Raw genomic sequence first — 16,436 nt, forward strand, 5'->3', positions numbered from 1 at the left:
ATCAACGTGAACGGTGGCGCGATCGCCATCGGCCACCCGATCGGCGCGTCCGGCTGCCGTATCCTGGTCACGCTGCTGCACGAGATGGCACGGCGCGACGCCAAGAAGGGCATCGCCTCCCTGTGCATCGGCGGCGGCATGGGCGTGGCGCTGACGATCGAGCGCTAAGCAGCTCCAGCCCCTCGGCTGATCAACCCAGTTCGAGGACCACCGGTTGGTGGTCCGACAGCTGGGTTTTTTCATCCACCATGAGTTGGCGCACGCGCGGTGCCAGGTCCTCGCTCAGGTAGAAAAAGTCGCAGCTGATCGGCTCCGGCCCGTAGCGCCGGTCGAACACCCGGAAGGTCGGCGCATGCGCGTCGCCGGCATGGGCCACGGTCCACGCATCGACCAGCCGCGTCGTGTCGTGCGGCCCCGCGGCCTGCAGCACGCGGTATTCCTCGTCCACCGTCTCGAAGTTGAAGTCGCCGCACAGCACGGCGCTGGCCGTGTGGCGCTTGTTCTGGAACGGGCCACCACTCTCGTCGTCCAGCGGCGGCTGCGCGGCATGGCCGCAGGCCTGGCGGTGCAGATCTACCAGCGCATGGGCCTGGGCCATGCGCTGGCGCTTCGAATAGAACTCCAGGTGCGTGGTCATGATGCGCACCGGGCCGAATGGCGCGGATACCGTCACGCTGGTGCACATGCGCGGCATGGAGCGCACGCCGCCATCGGCCGGCCAGGGCAGGGCGTGGTGCTGCACCTGCTCCACCTGCAATCGCGTGGCGACCAGGTTGCCAAAGCGCTGGCGCTGGCCGTCGCGGCCTCGCTCGTCGACCGCGGCGCCAAAGAACACCGCGAAGCCCGGCAGCAACGCGCGCACGCGCGCCACCTGGTCGAAGCCGGCATTGCCGGTCAGCCCCGCGTAGTCGATGGCCACCTCCTGCAGGCACAGCACGTCGGCATCGCACCAGGCTTGCGCATGCCGGATCACGCGGTCCACGTCGACCACGTCGTCCAGGCCGCAGAACCATTGCACGTTCCAGGTCAGGATCTTCATCGCGGCTCCATGGGTGGGCGCGCCAGTGTCGCATGCCACCGCCGGCCTCATGCTCGTCATGGGCGCGAAGCGATGCGTGCCAACTTCTCTGGATTGCGCACTGCATAGATCGCGACGATGCGCTCGCCATCCGACACGAACGCCTGGGCGGATTCCAGCACGCCGTCGACGTAGCGCAGCAGGCCGGGCTCGCCATTGACGGTGGCCGCTCGGTAGACCAGCCCATCGCCGAAGCGCCGCGTGCCCGCGAAGAACAGGTTGGCGATGCGGAACGCGCCGCGCAGCACCTTGCCGAACGAGGGCACCCGGCCGCCGCCGTCACCGACCAGTTCGGCGTTCTCGGCCAGCAGAGCCTGCATGGCATCGCGCTGGCCGCTGCGCGCGGCGGCGATGAAGCGTTCGAGCACGCGCCGGTGCGCCTCCCGCGGCACGGCAAAGCGCGGCTGCTCGCGCCGCACGCGCTCGGCGGCCCGGTGCACCAGCTGGCGGCAGGCCGCCTCGCTCTTGCCCAGCGTGGCGGCGATGTCGGCGTAGTCCTGGTCGAACACCTCGCGCAGCAGGTAGGCGGCGCGCTCCTCAGGTGCCAGGCGCTCCAGCACCCACATCAGCGCCACCGACAGCTCGCCAGCCTGCTCAGCCGCAGCCTCGGGCGTGTGCTCGTCCAGCTGCACCAGCGGCTCGGGCAGCCAGAAGCCCACGTAGGCCTCGCGCTCGACCTTGGCCGCGCGCAGCCGGTCGATCGCCAGCCGCGTGGCCACGGTGACGAGCCAGGCTTCGGCCGATGCCAGCGTGCCGTGTTCGGCCGCTTGCCAGCGCAGCCAGGTGTCCTGCACCAGGTCGTCGGCATCGGCGCGCGTGCCCAGCATGCGGTAGCCGATCGCGAACAGGCGCGGGCGCAGTGTGGTGAAGAGGTCGTCCGTGGCAATTGCCGTGTCGGCTGGGTCGGCGGGCAAGGGCTCAGTCCTCGTCGCGGTGCGTGGTGGCGATCACGTTGAAGTCGTCTGCCACGGCCACGAAGGCGTCCACGATGTCGGGATCAAAGTGCTTGCCCCGGCCCTCCACGACGATGCGGCATGACTCCTCGTGGCTGAAGGCCGGCTTGTACACGCGCTTGCTGATCAGCGCGTCGTAGACGTCGGCCAACGCCATGAGCCGCGCCGCGACCGGGATCGCGTCGCCGGCCAGGCCCAGCGGGTAGCCCGAGCCGTCCCATTTTTCCTGATGGCTGTACGCGATCTCCTTGGCCAGCGTCAGGAAGTCCACCCTCATGCCCAGGCGCTTCTCGGCGTCCTCGATCGCCGCACGCCCCAGCGTGGTGTGGCTCTTCATGATCTCGAATTCTTCGGGCGTGAGCTTGCCGGGTTTGAGCAGGATGTTGTCCGGGATGCCGACCTTGCCGATGTCGTGCAGCGGTGCCGACTTGTAGAGCAGCTCGATGCAGCGCTCGGTCAGGAACTTGGAGAAGCGGGCATGCGTGCGCAGTTGCTCGGCCAGCCGCCGCACGTAGAGCTGCGTGCGGCGGATGTGCGCGCCGGTCTCGTTGTCGCGCGTCTCGGCCAGCGAGGCCATGGCCATGATGGTCACGTCCTGCACCGCCTGCACCTCGGCCGTGCGCTTGGCGACCTCGCTCTCCAGGTAGGCGCTCTTGTCGCGCAGGAAGTCGGCGTTGGCCTTGAGCGTCAGGTGGGCATGCACGCGGGCCAGCACGATGGGCGGGCTGATCGGTTTGGTGATGTAGTCGGCCGCGCCCAGCTCCAGACCGCGCGTTTCGTCCTCCACCTCGGAGCGCGCGGTCAGGAAGATCACCGGGATATCGCGCGTGCGCGGCTCGGCCTTCAGCCGACGGCAGACCTCGTAACCGTCGATGTCCGGCATCATGATGTCCAGCAGGATCAGGTCGGGCGGAGTTTCTGAATTGGCGATGCGCAGGCCGCGCTCGCCGTGGTTGGCCACCTTGACCTTGTAGTGGTCCTTGAGCAGCGCGCTCATGAGCGACAGGTTGTCCGGCGTGTCGTCCACCACCAGCACGGTGGCCAATTTGGGCGGTTCGATCCAAGCGTCCATCATGCAGCTCCAGCGGTTTCGGCGTTGCGTGAGGTCCAGGCGATCACACGATTGCGCCCGGTCTTCTTCGCATGGTAGAGCGCCTGGTCCGCCAGGTCGATCAGGGCCGAGGGATCGGCCAGGTCGGGCGCGATCTCGGCCACGCCGAAACTCATGGTCACGCGCACGTCCGCATGCTCGCGCAGCGCGCTGCCCAGGTTGGCCTCCACGTCCTCGCGCAGGCGCTCGGCCACTTCACGCGCCTGCTCCAGTGTGCCGCCCGGCAGCACCACGCAGAACTCCTCGCCGCCGTAGCGGCCCACGAAGTCGTTCAGCCGCAGCCCGCGCAGCAGGGCTTTGGCCGCACCCTGGATCACGCGGTCGCCGCCGGCATGGCCGTAGCGGTCGTTGACCGACTTGAAGTGGTCGATGTCGCACATGATGCAGCTGATGGGCGTGCCCGCGGCGCGCGCCTCTGCAAAGCGCAGCTCGGCCTGCTGCATGAGCGAGCGGCGATTGAAGATGCCGGTCAGCGCGTCCCGCGTGGCCAGCAGCGTCAGCTCTTCGTTCTTGCGCTCGATCTCCGACTGCGAGGCCGATATTTCCTGCAGCGCCGCATGCAGCCGCTCGGTGCGCTCCTGCAGCTCCGTCACGTCCGAGAAGCTGGCCAGGCAGCCGCGCACGCGCCCTTCGTCACTGATCGGTGCGCAGTTCATGACCAGTTGGCGTTCGCGCTGCCCGGCGATGCGCGGGTCGCCGGCCAGCCGCAAGGGTACCTGCAGCACGGGCTGCTTGAGCTGCGCGGCGCGGCGCCAGGGCGGCGGCTGGCGTTGGTCCTCAGGCAGTGCAGCCAGCAACCAGGGCAGGCTGGCGGCATCGCGCCCCACCAGGGCCTGGGGCGCCTCGTTGTGCAGCAGGCTGAACGCCTGGTTGGCCAGCATCACGCGGCCTGCCGGGTCCAGCACCAGCACGCCTTCGGTCAACGTGTCGAACGCGGCACGCACGCGCTCGGGCACGGCGGCATTGGGATCTAGGTGGCGCAGCACGCGGCGCAGGTACAGCAGGTAGACCAGCAGGCCCATGCCCGCAAGGAACGCCAGCCAGCGCAGAAACGGCTGCTGCAGCCAGCCGGCCAGCGTGTGCGGCGCGATCGGCACGAAGGCCAGCTGCACCTCGCCCCAGGGCTGGTCGTTGAGCATCAGCGGCACGCGGATGTTGTCCACGGTGGAGGGCGCACCGGGCTCCAGACGCCACTGCGCCGCGTGCGCGCCCACCTGCCCCAGCGCGCGGCCCTGCGCGTCCAGCACGCGGGCCGACAGCAGCCGCGGCTCGCGTTGCTGCGTGTCGGCCAGCACGCGCTGCACCGTGGCGGCGCCCTCGGGGCCCGCGTTCAGGCCCGTAGCCAGCTGCTGGCCCAACGAGCGTGCCAGCTGCGCGTTGTAGCGGCGCACCAGGTCGCCGCGGTCCGTCGGGTAGCCCGTGAACATCTCGCCGACCAGAACCAGGGTCACGGTCAGCGACACCAGCCCCAGTGCGATGCGCACCGCCGGACTGGGCCTCCAGCGCCAGAACTTGTTCATGCTCGTCCTTCCATTACAGCGCGCCGTCAGCCGAGCGTGGCGCATCGCTGCCCTGCGTGTCCTTGCCATCATCGACCAAGGCCGGCGCCGTGTGTGGCTCACCGCGCACCCGCTGCCTGCGACGCGTGAGCACCGGCAGCGGATCGAAGGGCCTCCAGGCTGGCGAAGCGGCCAGCAGGCTGGCCACCAACGCACTGCCGCGGCTGGCCCAGAACACCGCGCCCAGCGAGATCACCAGCCCGCCAACCAGCACGTTGTCGACGTCGATGGCAGCACGCACCGCGCTGTCGCTGCTGCCGACCGGCTCGGCTGCCGTGATTCTCGCGCGCAGATGGCTGCCGTTGCCGACCACCGATGCCAGGCCCGCCGCGTCCGCAGCATCGCGCAGCAGCATTGCGAGCACGTCGTCGGCCCGCTCGTGCTGCAGCCGGCTGCTGTGCACGCTGGCCCAGTCCATGCGCTGCACGCGGGAGGCGCGCAGCGCGGCGTCGAAGGTCGAGCCGGCCAGCACCGCCGGGGCCGGCACCGTGCCCGGCGCGCGGTCTTGCAGGGCCCAGGCGCCGGTGCTGTCCGTGCCGTCGACGCCACCCGCTTTTTCAGGGCGACCGGTTCCACCGGCGCCACCGGTCCCGTCCAGCTCCGTGGCCCCGCCACCGCTGCCCAGGAGGGCCGGCAGCCGCACCGGGCCCAGCGGGCTGCCGGGCGCCACCGCGAGGGGCACGATGGTGACCGGCGCAATGGGGTCCGGCGGCAGGCCCGGCCCCAACGAGTCCCCGGGTTCCGCGATGACGGGGGGCAGCACCTGCACGTACACCATCTGCGTGGCGAACAGTGTGCCGTTGCTGGCGCGCACCAGCACCTCGTACCGGTTGTCGCGCCCTGCGTCGCGCGGCAGGTCGTAGCGTGGCGGGGCTGTGAAGCGCAGCGCGCCCGTTGCCGCGTCGATCTCGAACTGCGCGGCGTCGGCACCCCCGGCGATGCTGTAGGCCAGCGTGCGGCCCATCGGATCGGTGGCGGCCACGGTCGTGATCGGCACCTGCTCTTGCGCCACGTCCACGGTGCTGCTGTCCGCGGCGAACACCGGCGGCAGGTCGACGGGGTCCTGCCGCAGGCGCACGGCCACGCTGCGCACCAGCGTGCTCGCCGAGCCATCGGCGCTCGTGGCCTGGATGACGATGCCATGGCTGGCGGCCACGCGGCCGTCCAGCAGCCGGCCATCGGCCACGGTCACCACGCCGGTCGTGGCGTCGATGGTGAAGCGGCCACCGGCATCGTCCAGGAGCGTGTAGCGCACCGTGTTGTTCGTGCCGTCCGGGTCCACGGCATGGGCCGTGATGCCCACCGGCGTGCCGGTGGCGGCGCCCTCGGGCACGGTGTCGGCTGCCGGGTCCACGTCTGCCACCGGCCCGATCGCATGCTCGTTCGTGTCGGCCAGCACGATGGTGAAGCCGGCAGTGGAGAACGAGCCGTCGGCCGAGTCGGCGCGCACGGTGATCTGGTGGCTGGAGGCTGCCTCGTAGTCCAGCCGGCTGCCATCGGCCACCGTCACCACGCCGCTCACCGGGTCGATGGTGAAGCGGCCACCGGCATCGTCGTTCAGCGTGTAGCGCACGGTGCTGTTGGTGCCATCGGGGTCGACCGCATGCGCCGTGATGCCCACGGGCGTGCCGTTCGCTGGATGCTCGGCCACCGGCAGCCCGTTGCCGTTGTTGGTGCCCACCGTGCCGTAGACGCGGTTGCCCAGCAGGGCATTGCCCCGGGCGGCGCTGTCCTCGACCTGGATGCCGCTGGCGCCGCTGCCGCCCTGGTTGCTGAAGGCGACGAGGTTGCCCTCGCCCGCGCCGGTGCCGCCGATGAGGTTGTTGCTGCTGGCGCCCGACAAGCGGATGCCGTAGGTCTGCGCGCCCCAGTTGAGCGTTCCCGCCGCGTCGGTGCCGATGGTGTTGCCCTGCACGGTGTTGCCGCTGGACGCGATCAGGATGAGGCCCGTAGCGCCCGCGCCCGCGATGCGGTTGCCGGCGGCCGCCGTGCCGATGGTGTTGTTGTCGCTCTGCTCGACCCGGATGCCGCTGGACACCGTGCCGATGCGTGTCGTGCCGTCGCCACTCAGGCCCACCCAGTTGCCCAGCACCTGGTTGCCCGAGGCCGACGCCGAGACGAACGCGATCTCGATGCCGTAGAAGGTCCCGGCCACCACGTTGCGGTCGGCGGCCGCCGTGCCGCCGATGGTGTTGCTGGCGCCCTCGACCAGGATGCCGGTGTCCTCGATGGTGGTGGTGCCCACGCCGCCGCCGGGTGCGAGCCGGCCCACGTAGTTCCCGGCGATGGTGTTGCCGTTGGAGCCTGGCTGGATCCAGATGCCGCTGCTCAGCCCGTTGGTGATGACCAGGCCGCGGATGGTGCTGCCGCTGGCGCCGGGGGTCAGCGTCAGGATCTGGTTGTCCATGCCGTTGCCGTTGAGCACGATGGCCGGCCGGCTGCCGTTGGCGGCGAAGCTGTCGTCCGTGCTGCCGTCGATGACGACCGGGCGGGCGATCTCCGGCAGGGGCGAGCCGAGCGTGATCGTGTGGGTTCCCGTGCCGCTGATGCCGAACTCGATGCGCAACGCCTGCGCGCCCGCCGCCGTGTTGTTCACCGCGATGAGCGCCTCGCGCAGCGAGATGCGTCCGTCGCTGCCCTTGCTGTCGAGCAGCGCGAACACGCTGCTGGTGTCGCCATTGACCGTGTCCGCATTGGTGTCCACCACAAGGACCGCGCTGGTGGTCACGCGGCTGAGCGAGAACTCCGAGGTGTCGGTGAAGCTGGTGTAGCCGGCCACCGAGCGCGTGGCCGTGGCCGAGATCACATGGCCGACCGGCACGGCCGTGCCGGTCAGCACGGCCGAGAAGCTGGCGTTGCCCGAGCCGTCGGTGGCGACGTCCACGTAGCCCAGGTAGGTCTGACCCTCGCCGTAGCCGCTGGGGTCGGCCGCGGGCGAGGAGAAGAACTCCAGCCTGTAAAAACCGTTGGCATTGGTGTTCAGCGTGCCGGCCACCTGCACCAGACCGGCGCCGTCCGTGCGGGCCTGCGTCAACACCGGGTGGTTCTGCAGGTTGTTGGCGCCACTGTCACCGTCACCGGTGTCGTTGGCCGTGACGCCGTTGGTGCCCAGGTCGATGCCCAGCCCCCCGCTGCCGTAGATGCGGTTCGCGGAGAAGGTGTTGCGCACGACGCCCGCGTCGGAGGCGTTGATGCCGTCCGAGGAGGTGACGCTCTGCCCGCTGAAGGCGATCACGTTGCCTTCCACACGCGTGTCGGTCGCTGCCCCGGAGCCGGGGTCTTCCAGCAGCACGCCGTTTCCGAGCATGCCCCAGTTCGCCGTGCCGGCCAGGTCGGTGCCGATGCGGTTGCCCTGGATCAGCGTGCCGGTGGAGGGGCCGTCCACCTCGATGCCGGTGGAGGCGTTGGCGATCCAGTTGCCGGCGCCCGCACCGAGGCCGCCGATGACGTTGTTGTCCCCGCCGCCCAGTACGCCGATGCCGGTGGAGCCAGTGCCCGGCGCCGTCGTGCCGTCGGGCAGGACGCCGATCCAGTTGCCGCGCACGACATTGTTGTCGGCCGCCTCGAAGGTCATGCGGATCGCCGTGGAGCCCGCGTTGGTGATGACGTTGCGGTCCGCCAGGGTGTTGCCGCCGATGGTGTTGGACGACCCTTCGATCCAGATGCCGGACGCGCCCACGCCGGTGGCCAGCGCGGCGCCGTTGGCGCCCACGCCGCCGATGAAGTTGCCCGCGATGGTGTTGCTGTCCGATCCGGCCTGGATCAGGATGCCGCTTTGCTGGAAGTTGGTGATGACCAGGCCGCGGATGGTGCTGCCATCGGCCGTGCTGGAGAGCGTGAGGCCGTTGGCGTTGAGGTTGTTGCCATTGAGCACGATGGCCGGCCGGTTGCCGTTGGCAGCAAAGCTGTCGTCGGTGGTGGCGTCGAGGGTCACCCGGTCGGTGATGGTCGGCAGCGCGCTGGACAGGTTGATGGTGTGCACCCCCGTGCCCGGGATGTTGAAGGCGATGGTGTCGTCGACCGTGGTGGTGGCGTTGGAATCCAGGATCGCCTGGCGCAGCGAGCCGGCGCCGCTGTCGGCCGTGTTGGTCACGGTGTAGGTGGCCAGCAGCCCCTGCCATTGCGCCTGGGTCTGCAGGCCGAAGGCGAGCCGTGCCTCGATGGCGCCGGTCTGCATTTCCAGCGTCCAGTTGCCGCCCAGCGCGGCGGCGCCCGTCGCATCCTCGCTGGCTGCCACGTCGGCGCCCGTCAGCGCGGCCAGGCCCCGCACGAGCTCGCGCCCGTCGTCGGTGGATGCCACGTCGCAGCCATACAGCAGGATGTCGGCATCGCGGCCCAGACGGAGTCCCCAGGCCGCGATCTCGTCGGCGCGCTGCAGCAGCGCCGGCGAGTCGAGCGCCTGCCGCCCCAGCAGCAGCTGGCCGGCACCGCCATGGCTGACCAGGTGCAGCGCGGCCACGTCGTCGCGGCCGGCCAGCGCGGTGCCGATCGCAGTGATGGCGTCTTCGTCCGCGCCGATGCGGATGGTGTCGATCGTCCGCCCGTCGCCGGCCTGCGCCGCGAAGGCGGCGGCCAGCGCGTCTGCGTCCTGCACGCGCTCGTCGATGAACACCAGCTCGGTAGCGGCGCGCGGGTCCTGCGGGACCATCTGGTCGTGCTCGCGCTCCTCGGCCTGGTGCAGCAGGGGGGCAGCCAGCACCGCGCCCGGCGTATCAGCCGAGTAAAGGATGCGTCGCTCGATATCTTCTAGTTCTGGGCGCTGACGGGGGCTGTTCCTCTTCATGGACGGTGGCAGCGCGCTAGCGGGTCGCGGTGCCGGTGGGCGTGAGCGTGGCGGGCGCGGCGGCGCGCAGGCCTAGATCGACCTTGCAGCGCAGGCCGGCGGGCAGTGCATGGTCGGCGTTGGGCAGGTCCAGCCGCAGGCGGAAGGTGTTGCTGGCCGGGTCCAGCACCTGGTCGATCTGCGCGATGCGCGCGCTGCGCGGCGTGGTGCCGGCCAGCTCGGGCACCACCTGCACCTGCTGGCCCTGGCGCAGCTGGCCGAACAGCGTCGTGGGCGCGACCACTTCCACGCGCAGGTGGGCGATGGCGGCGATCTTCACCAGGGGCTTGTCCTCGAAACGCTCGCCCAGGTTGGCGTAGCGCTCGACGATCACGCCATCGAAGGGCGCGCGCAGCACGCGCTGGTCGGTCTGCGCGCTGGAGACGACCAGCTCGCGCGCCGCGGTGCGCAACGCGTCGCGGGCCTGGGCCAGGCGCTCGTTGGCCACCTTGTATTCCGCGTGGGCCTGCTCCACGGCCTGGGTGGAGACGAAGTTCTCTTCCTTCAACGAGCGTGCCCGATCCAGCCGCAACTGGGCCAGCTCGCGGCCGGCCTCGGCGCCGCGCAGCTCGGCCTCGCTCTGCGCGCGCGAGCGCACCAGGTCGGCGTTGGCGCGTTCCACGTCGGAGCGCAGCCGCGCGAGGATCTGGCCCTTGCGCACGGCGTCGCCGCGCTCGACCTCGAGTGTCTCGACCACGCCGATCACGGCGCTGCCGACATCGGCCACCTGCGAGGGCAGGATCAGGCAGGCCAGCGCCTGCATGGGGGGCGACGTGGCGGGCTGCTGCTGCGCGTCCACGGCCCAGGGCGCGGCGGCCAGCACCGCGCTGGCCAGGACGAGAGGGCGGCGCCGTGCGGCCGGTTCGTGCGGGCGCAGCGGAGGATGGGTGTGCATGGTGTCGACCTTCCTAACGCGAAGGGTTGAAGCTCAGGCTCGCGTCCATGGCGAGGTCCTGCTTGAACAGCTGGCGGCGCAGGCCGGACTGGCGCCGCTCGGCGAGGCGCTGGGCCAGGCGCAGCATGGCCAGCGCGAGGCGGGGCGACAGGGCCAGGCGGCCGCTGGCGTCGGGAGCGGGCGCCAGCACGCGCGCGGCGACGGCCAGGCCGGCCAGCAAGCGGCTGTCGGCGCCCGGGGTATGCAGCGCGAGCCAGACCTCGTGGCTGCCGGGCTGGCCCTGGCGCGCAGCGCGGCCCGCGAGCTGGCGGTCCAGCCGCTTGGAATCGTTGAGCTGGCAGCTCAGCACGTGCAGGCCGCCGGCGGCTTCGGCCGCCGCGTCCAGGCGGATGTCGGTGCCGCGGCCGGCCATGTTGGTGGCCACCGTGACCTGCGCGGCCCGGCCCGCGCAGGCCACGATGGCGGCCTCCTGCGCGTCCTGCCGCGCGTTGAGCACCTGGTGCGCGATGCCGGCCGCCTGCAGTGCCTCGGCCATGGCGAGCGAGCTCTCGACCGAGTCGCAGCCGATCAGCACGGGCCGGCCGGCGGCCACCAGCGCGGCCACGCGCGGCACGGCGGCGGCGCGGCGCGCGGCGTCGTCAGCGTAGACGCGCGTGGGCCAGGCGCTGGCCTGGCTGGGCAGGCGCAGGGGCACGCGCACCATGGCGCAGCCGTACAGCGCGCGCAGCTCGGCGCGGGCCTCGTACAGCGTGCCGCTCATGCCGCCCAGGCGGTGGTAGCGGCGAAAGAAGCGCTGGAAGGTGATCTGCGACAGCGTCTCGGTCTGCTTCTGGTGCGGCAAGCCCTCCTTGAGCGCGACCAGGGCATGCAGGCCGCGCGACCACTTGCGGCCGTCGGCGATGCGGCCGGTCAGCGCGTCGACGATGGCGATGTCGGCCGGGCGCTCGGTGGCGGGATCGGCCGGCTGCACCACGTAGTCGCGGTCGCGCTGCAGCAGGTGCTGCGCGGTCAGCGCCAGCGTGACGGTCTCGTCGCGGTGGCGCTCGTTCTTCCACAGCGGGCCGAGCGTGGTGGCCAGCCGCGTGAGGCGCGCGCGGCCGGCGGAGGTGAGCGCGATGCGGCGCGGCGTGCCGGTGATGGTGAAGTCGTGCCGCTGCGCGAGCCGGCCGGCCAGCGCGCGGGCCTGCCACAGGAAGGCGCGGGCGGCGCCGTCGTTCACCTCGCGCGAGAGGATCAAGGGCATCAGCGCTTCGTCGACCAGCACGCTGTCGGCCTCGTCGATCACTGCCATGCACAGGCCGCGCAGCACGGGCCGGCTTTCGGCGGGTGCGCTGAGTGCCAGCGCGCGGCGCTGCAGCGGCGCGCGCGCCGTGCCGTGGCTCAGGCGGTCGCGCAGGTAGTCGAACGCAGCCTCGCGCGCGGTGACGTAGACGACCGGTGCGGCGTAGGCGGCGCGGCGCGCGGGCTCCTTGTGCGAGCCGATCACGAAGGCCACGGCCAGGCCCAGGCGCGCATAGAGCGGGGCGAAGAGCTCGGCGTCGCGCTGCACCAGGTAGTCGTTGGAGGTGAGCACGTGCACCGGGATACCGGCCAGCGCGCCGACGCCGGCGGCCAGCGCGGCGGCCAGCGACTTGCCCTCGCCGGTGGCCATCTCGACCAGCTGGCCGTCCAGGATGGCCAACGCGGCCATGAGCTGCGTGGCGTAGGCCTGGCGGCCCAGCGTGCGCCGCCCGGCCTCGGCCACGTAGGCACAAGCCTGGTCGCGCGCGGCGCGCGCGAAGCCGCTGGCCAGCAGGGCGTCCTGCACCGAACCCAGCAGCGCGGAGAAGGCGCCATCGCTCAGGGCCTGCCACGCGGCGGCCTGGCGCCACATGGCGCCGGCCCGGCGCGGCAGGGCGCCGGGGCGCAGCGGCACCAGCGGTGCGCTGCGGCGCCAGCGCTTGCCACCCACGGGCTCGCTGCGCTCGGGGTAGCTGCCCCAGCGCAGGCCGGGGACGGGCAGGGTGGCAGAGGGCATGATCATGTCAGTGGCCCATGGCGCGACGCGCCGCCCGCAGCCCACGCACCTGCTCGCACGCAAAGACTCCCACGGCCGCGGAGCAGGCCATGCCAGCGGCCGCCGCGGAACGGGCTCCGCCCGGCCGCTGGCGGCGCCGCTGGAGGGGGATGGGATGGCGACACGAAGTGCGCCAGCCAAACGGAGTGGTCGTCATGTCGTTGGTGAGAAATGCCCGAGCAGCAGCTGCTGCAGGCCGCGCAGCGCCTGGCTGGCGATGGGGGCGGTGCCGTGGTCGAAGCGCACCAGCGCGCGCGCGCCGAAGCGTTCGCCGGCTGGCTGGTCCAGCGCGATGTCCATCACCACCACGGGCTGGCGCGGCGTGACGCCGTCCTTGTCGCCCGGGTCGGTGGGGATGTCGCCCCCGGCGAAGTCGCCCAGCGCCGCGCTCGGCAGGCGCGCCAGCGTGCCGGGCACCTGCAGCGCGATGCGGCCGGCATGCTCGCTGCGGTCGTCTTCCATCAGGCGCACGTGGATGTCGCCCTGGCGCGAGCGCACCAGGTCGGCCTGGCGCTGCGGCAGCGCCACGCGCACCACCTGCGCGGCCTCGGTGAGCAGGTAGCCGATGGACTCGCCGCGCTTGCGAAACTGGCCCAGGATTTCCTCGCCCGGCGGCAGCACCAGCACGCCGTCGGCCTGGGCGCGCACCTCGCGCAGCGCGAGTTTTTCGTCCACGCGGGCCAGCTCGGCCTGGCTGTAGGCCAGCTTCTCGCGCAGGTCGGGTGCCTCCTCGGGCGCGCTGGCGATGGCGTGGTACAGGCGCACGTCGGTTTCGGCCAGATCGCCGGCCAGGCTGGCGCGGCGCGCGACCAGGTGCTCGTCCTGCAGCACGGCGATCAGCGCGCCGGCCTGCACGCGCTGGCCGTCGGTGGCGGCCAGGCGCACAACGAAGCCCTCGGTGCCGGCGCGGATCTGCGCGTGCTCGGGCAGCCAGACGACGCCCTGGGCGACGCTCGTGAACGGCACGGGCAGCCAGGCCAGCAGCGCGAGCAACGCCAGGCCGACGCCGGCCACGCGCGCGTAGGCGCGGCCGCGTGCCTGCCCGTCCTGCAGGCCCCCGCGCATGGCCAGCAGCATGCGGCGCATCGGGAAGATGGTGTTGGCCGCCAGCATGAGGCCGCCCACGAAGACGCCCATCAGCGTGGAGATGCTGCCGATCCACAGCGCCACGACGATGCTCAGCACCAGCCGGTAGACCCAGGACGCAGGCGCGTACACGCGCAGCCACCAGCGTTCGCCGGGCAGCGGCTCGACGGGCACGCGCGCCGGCACGCCGAACAGCCGCCGGTTCAGGCCCTCGGCCCAGTAGCGGCCGCTGCGCGTGGCCAGGTTGCGCAGGTCCAGCAGGTCGCACAGCACGAAGTAGCCGTCGTAGCGCAGCAGCGGGTTGCCATTGGTCAGCAGCGTGGACAGGCCCGCCGTCAGCAGCACGATGAACGCCATGTCGCGCACCAGCCCGGGCTGCACGGCCAGCCACAGGGCCAGCGCGATGGCGGCGATCAGCAGCTCGGCCATGATGCCGGCCGCGCTGATCAGCGCGCGCTGGTAGCGGCTGCGCAGGCCGTCGGCGGCCGAGGCGTCGACGAACGGCACCGGGTTCAGCACGATCAGCGTGATGCCCGCGCTGTGCACGCGCCCGCCGTAGCGCATGAGCGCCAGGCCGTGCGCGGCCTCGTGCAACACTTTGATGAAGGGGTAGCTGAGCCAGCCCAGCAGCAGGTAGCCGGGCGAGTACAGCACCTTGTCGGCATAGGGCACGAGCGCATCCCAGTGCATGGCGGTGCCCAGCAGGCCGGCGCCCACGGCCAGCAGCCACAGCGCAAAGCCCAAGGGCGAGAACAGCACCGGCGCGAAGCGCCGCAGCGGCTCCAGCAGCCAGGACGGGTCGCCCAGCGGCAGGCGAAAGGCCATGGGGTTCACGCCGGTCAGGCGGCGCTTGCGGCGGCGCTTGTTCTGCGCGTGGAACAGGGCCTCGACATCGGGCGGAACGTCGAACTGCATGAGCCCGCGGCCGTGCAGCGCGACCAGCAGCTCGATGGCCTCGGTCTGCGACATGGCCTCCTCGGGATGGGCCTGCAGCACGGCGTCCCAGATCTGCTGCACCGTGGCCTGGCCGTCGCAGCGGCCCACGAAGGCATAGGCCGCGGTGTTCAGGCGCTGGGCGTTGTCGTTGGTCAGGTCGCGCAGCACGTAAAAGGGGGTACCGCGCTGCACCTGCAGATCGATCTGGACATGGCCGCGCAGTTGCGGCTTGAGCCCGGCCACGCGGTGCCAGCGCGGATTGAACAGCGAGGCCGGCGCGTCGGGCGTGCCGCGTTCGGCCGGGCGTGCGGGCCAGAGCTTCACAGCCAGCTCCACACGGCCAGGCGCAACCAGTCGGTCGCGCGGTGGAACCACACCCAGGCCAGCGGCGCCTGTCCGACGCCGATCTTGGCCACGCCCTGCAGGCCGGGGCGGATGCGCGCCGGGTCGGCCTGGATGTCGGCCTGCACATCGAACACGTTGCGGCCCTCGACGGCCTGCGCCATGGGCGTGATGCGCGTGACCGTGATCGGCAGCGCGTCCCAGGGCAGGGCCGACAGGGCCAGCGTGCCGGCCTGGCCGAGCCTGAGGTAGCGGATGTCGCGCTCGTCCACCTGCACCATCACGCGAAAGCGCTCGGGCGGCGTCAGCAGCAGCAGCGGCTTGCCGCGCTCCAGCGGTGCGCCCAGGGACTGCGTGAGGTCGCCCTCGACGACAAGGCCGGCGAACGGCGCGGTGATGCGCGTGCGCGCCAGCTCCGAGGAGACGAGGCCCAGGTGGGCGCGGGCCTCGTCGGCGCGCGCTAGGGCGATGACCATGGCCGAGCGGTCGGCACGCGCCAGCGCGGCGGCATAGGCGTTCTCCTGCTGGCTCAGGTCGCTGCTCCACTTGCGCTGCTGCAGCAGCAGGTCCTGGTCGGCCAGCTCGAGCAGCAACTGGCCGGCCTCGACCCGGTCGCCGGGCCGCACGTGCACGGCCTTGAGGAAGCCATCGGCCGGGGCCACCAGCGCGCGCTGCTCCTGGCCCTCGATGCGCGCCTGGCCGCCCACGCGGTGTTCCACCGGCACGGCCAGCACGCCGACGAGCGCCAGGGCGCCCACGCCCAGGCCCCAGGCCAGCCGAAGGTCATGGCCGTCGCGCAGGCGGCGCAGGCGGCGGCGCCAGGCGTCGCGCAACCGCCAGTGCAGCGGCGCGTCGCGCCGGTACATGAGGTGCAGCACCGGGCCGGCCAGGCTGACGTGGTTCTCCAGCTCCTCCACGATCGCGGCCAGGTGCTCGGGCGGCGTGGTCCATTCGCAGCACACGGCGCCCACGCACTGGCCCAGATGCACGATGGGCAGCGTGGCGACGGCGCCGCCACGCTCGCCGAGCAGGCGGCGGTGCGACTGGCGCAGCGCGGGCGGGCCGTCGGCCGGCCAGTGGATGGCCAGGCCTTGCTGCACGGCCTCGTCCATCGCGGCGGTCAGGTTGTTGTAGGCGGGCTGGTGCAGCTCGTCGTTGCTGCCGTGCGAGACCGCCACCAGCCGCACCAGATGGTTGTGCACGAAACCCACGCTGACCCGCGCACAGCCGCGCGCGTTGGCCAGCTCGCCGGCGAAGGCGGTGGCCGCTTCGTCCAGGCGTGCATGGGCCAGCACTGTCGCCTGAAGCGAAAGCGCCAGCGCTTGTGGATCGGCGATCCAGGACTTCATGCGGTGGCCTGTGTCGGTCAGCTGCCGGCACCGCCTGCGCTCGAGAGCGCCGCGCGGTCTTCGGCAAAAACTTCAGGCGAATCGGTGCGGGAACCCATGCAAAGCTCGCAACAGTGGGAAAAGCTTACAACGAACGCGCATATTCGGCTAGAAAAGGTGCCAATGTGGAGCGGCGGCCGCGCGATTTTTGATGATTTTTAGTGGGGGCCAGGCCGAGAAAAAGTGGGTGGCTTCCCTTCTGATGCGCGC

At 71.8% G+C, this 16,436-nt stretch carries 9 protein-coding genes and 1 pseudogene; 1 reads left to right on the top strand and 9 read right to left on the bottom strand.

Going from position 1 to position 16,436, the window contains the following annotated elements:
* Nucleotides 1-168 (top strand): annotated as a pseudogene (locus ASF43_RS29820) (acetyl-CoA C-acetyltransferase); the annotation flags it as partial.
* A 22-nt stretch (nt 169-190) separates the two neighbouring features.
* On the opposite strand, the gene ASF43_RS11990 reads toward ASF43_RS29820, so the two are convergent.
* The 9 genes from ASF43_RS11990 to ASF43_RS12030 all read right to left on the bottom strand — a co-directional run bounded on the left by ASF43_RS11990 (nt 191) and on the right by ASF43_RS12030 (nt 16,187).
* Nucleotides 191-1,039, bottom strand: coding sequence for an endonuclease/exonuclease/phosphatase family protein (locus ASF43_RS11990; protein ID WP_056180969.1), 849 nt, complete (start codon nt 1,037-1,039; stop codon nt 191-193).
* Nucleotides 1,040-1,095: 56 nt separating this feature from the next.
* Complete coding sequence (locus ASF43_RS11995) at nt 1,096-1,992, bottom strand: RNA polymerase sigma-70 factor (RefSeq protein WP_255358113.1); 897 nt, start codon at nt 1,990-1,992, stop codon at nt 1,096-1,098.
* Nucleotides 1,993-1,996: 4 nt separating this feature from the next.
* Entirely contained in the window at nt 1,997-3,103 is a 1,107-nt protein-coding gene (locus ASF43_RS12000) for a two-component system response regulator (protein WP_235578234.1), read from the bottom strand.
* Complete coding sequence (locus ASF43_RS12005) at nt 3,103-4,662, bottom strand: diguanylate cyclase (protein ID WP_056180975.1); 1,560 nt, start codon at nt 4,660-4,662, stop codon at nt 3,103-3,105. Before ASF43_RS12005 ends, ASF43_RS12000 begins: the two co-directional genes overlap by 1 nt.
* 13 nt (nt 4,663-4,675) lie before the next feature.
* Nucleotides 4,676-9,400: a DUF4347 domain-containing protein gene (locus ASF43_RS12010; RefSeq protein WP_056180978.1), complete on the bottom strand. Its 4,725-nt coding sequence runs from the start codon at nt 9,398-9,400 to the stop codon at nt 4,676-4,678.
* Nucleotides 9,401-9,500: 100 nt separating this feature from the next.
* Nucleotides 9,501-10,418 (bottom strand): efflux RND transporter periplasmic adaptor subunit, encoded by a 918-nt coding sequence (locus ASF43_RS12015; RefSeq protein WP_056180981.1) that lies wholly within the window; start codon nt 10,416-10,418, stop codon nt 9,501-9,503.
* 13 nt (nt 10,419-10,431) lie between these two features.
* Nucleotides 10,432-12,435 carry a hypothetical protein gene (locus tag ASF43_RS12020; RefSeq protein WP_162241802.1) on the bottom strand — a complete coding sequence of 668 codons (2,004 nt, stop codon included), beginning with the start codon at nt 12,433-12,435 and terminating at the stop codon, nt 10,432-10,434.
* A 192-nt stretch (nt 12,436-12,627) separates the two neighbouring features.
* Nucleotides 12,628-14,820 (bottom strand): biotin/lipoyl-binding protein, encoded by a 2,193-nt coding sequence (locus ASF43_RS12025; protein ID WP_156373293.1) that lies wholly within the window; start codon nt 14,818-14,820, stop codon nt 12,628-12,630.
* Nucleotides 14,817-16,187, bottom strand: coding sequence for an efflux RND transporter periplasmic adaptor subunit (locus ASF43_RS12030; RefSeq protein ID WP_056180990.1), 1,371 nt, complete (start codon nt 16,185-16,187; stop codon nt 14,817-14,819). The genes ASF43_RS12025 and ASF43_RS12030 overlap by 4 nt, the downstream gene beginning before the upstream one ends.
* Nucleotides 16,188-16,436 lie beyond the last annotated feature (249 nt).

The organism is Pseudorhodoferax sp. Leaf267, from assembly GCF_001422405.1.
Taxonomy (GTDB): domain Bacteria; phylum Pseudomonadota; class Gammaproteobacteria; order Burkholderiales; family Burkholderiaceae_C; genus Pseudorhodoferax.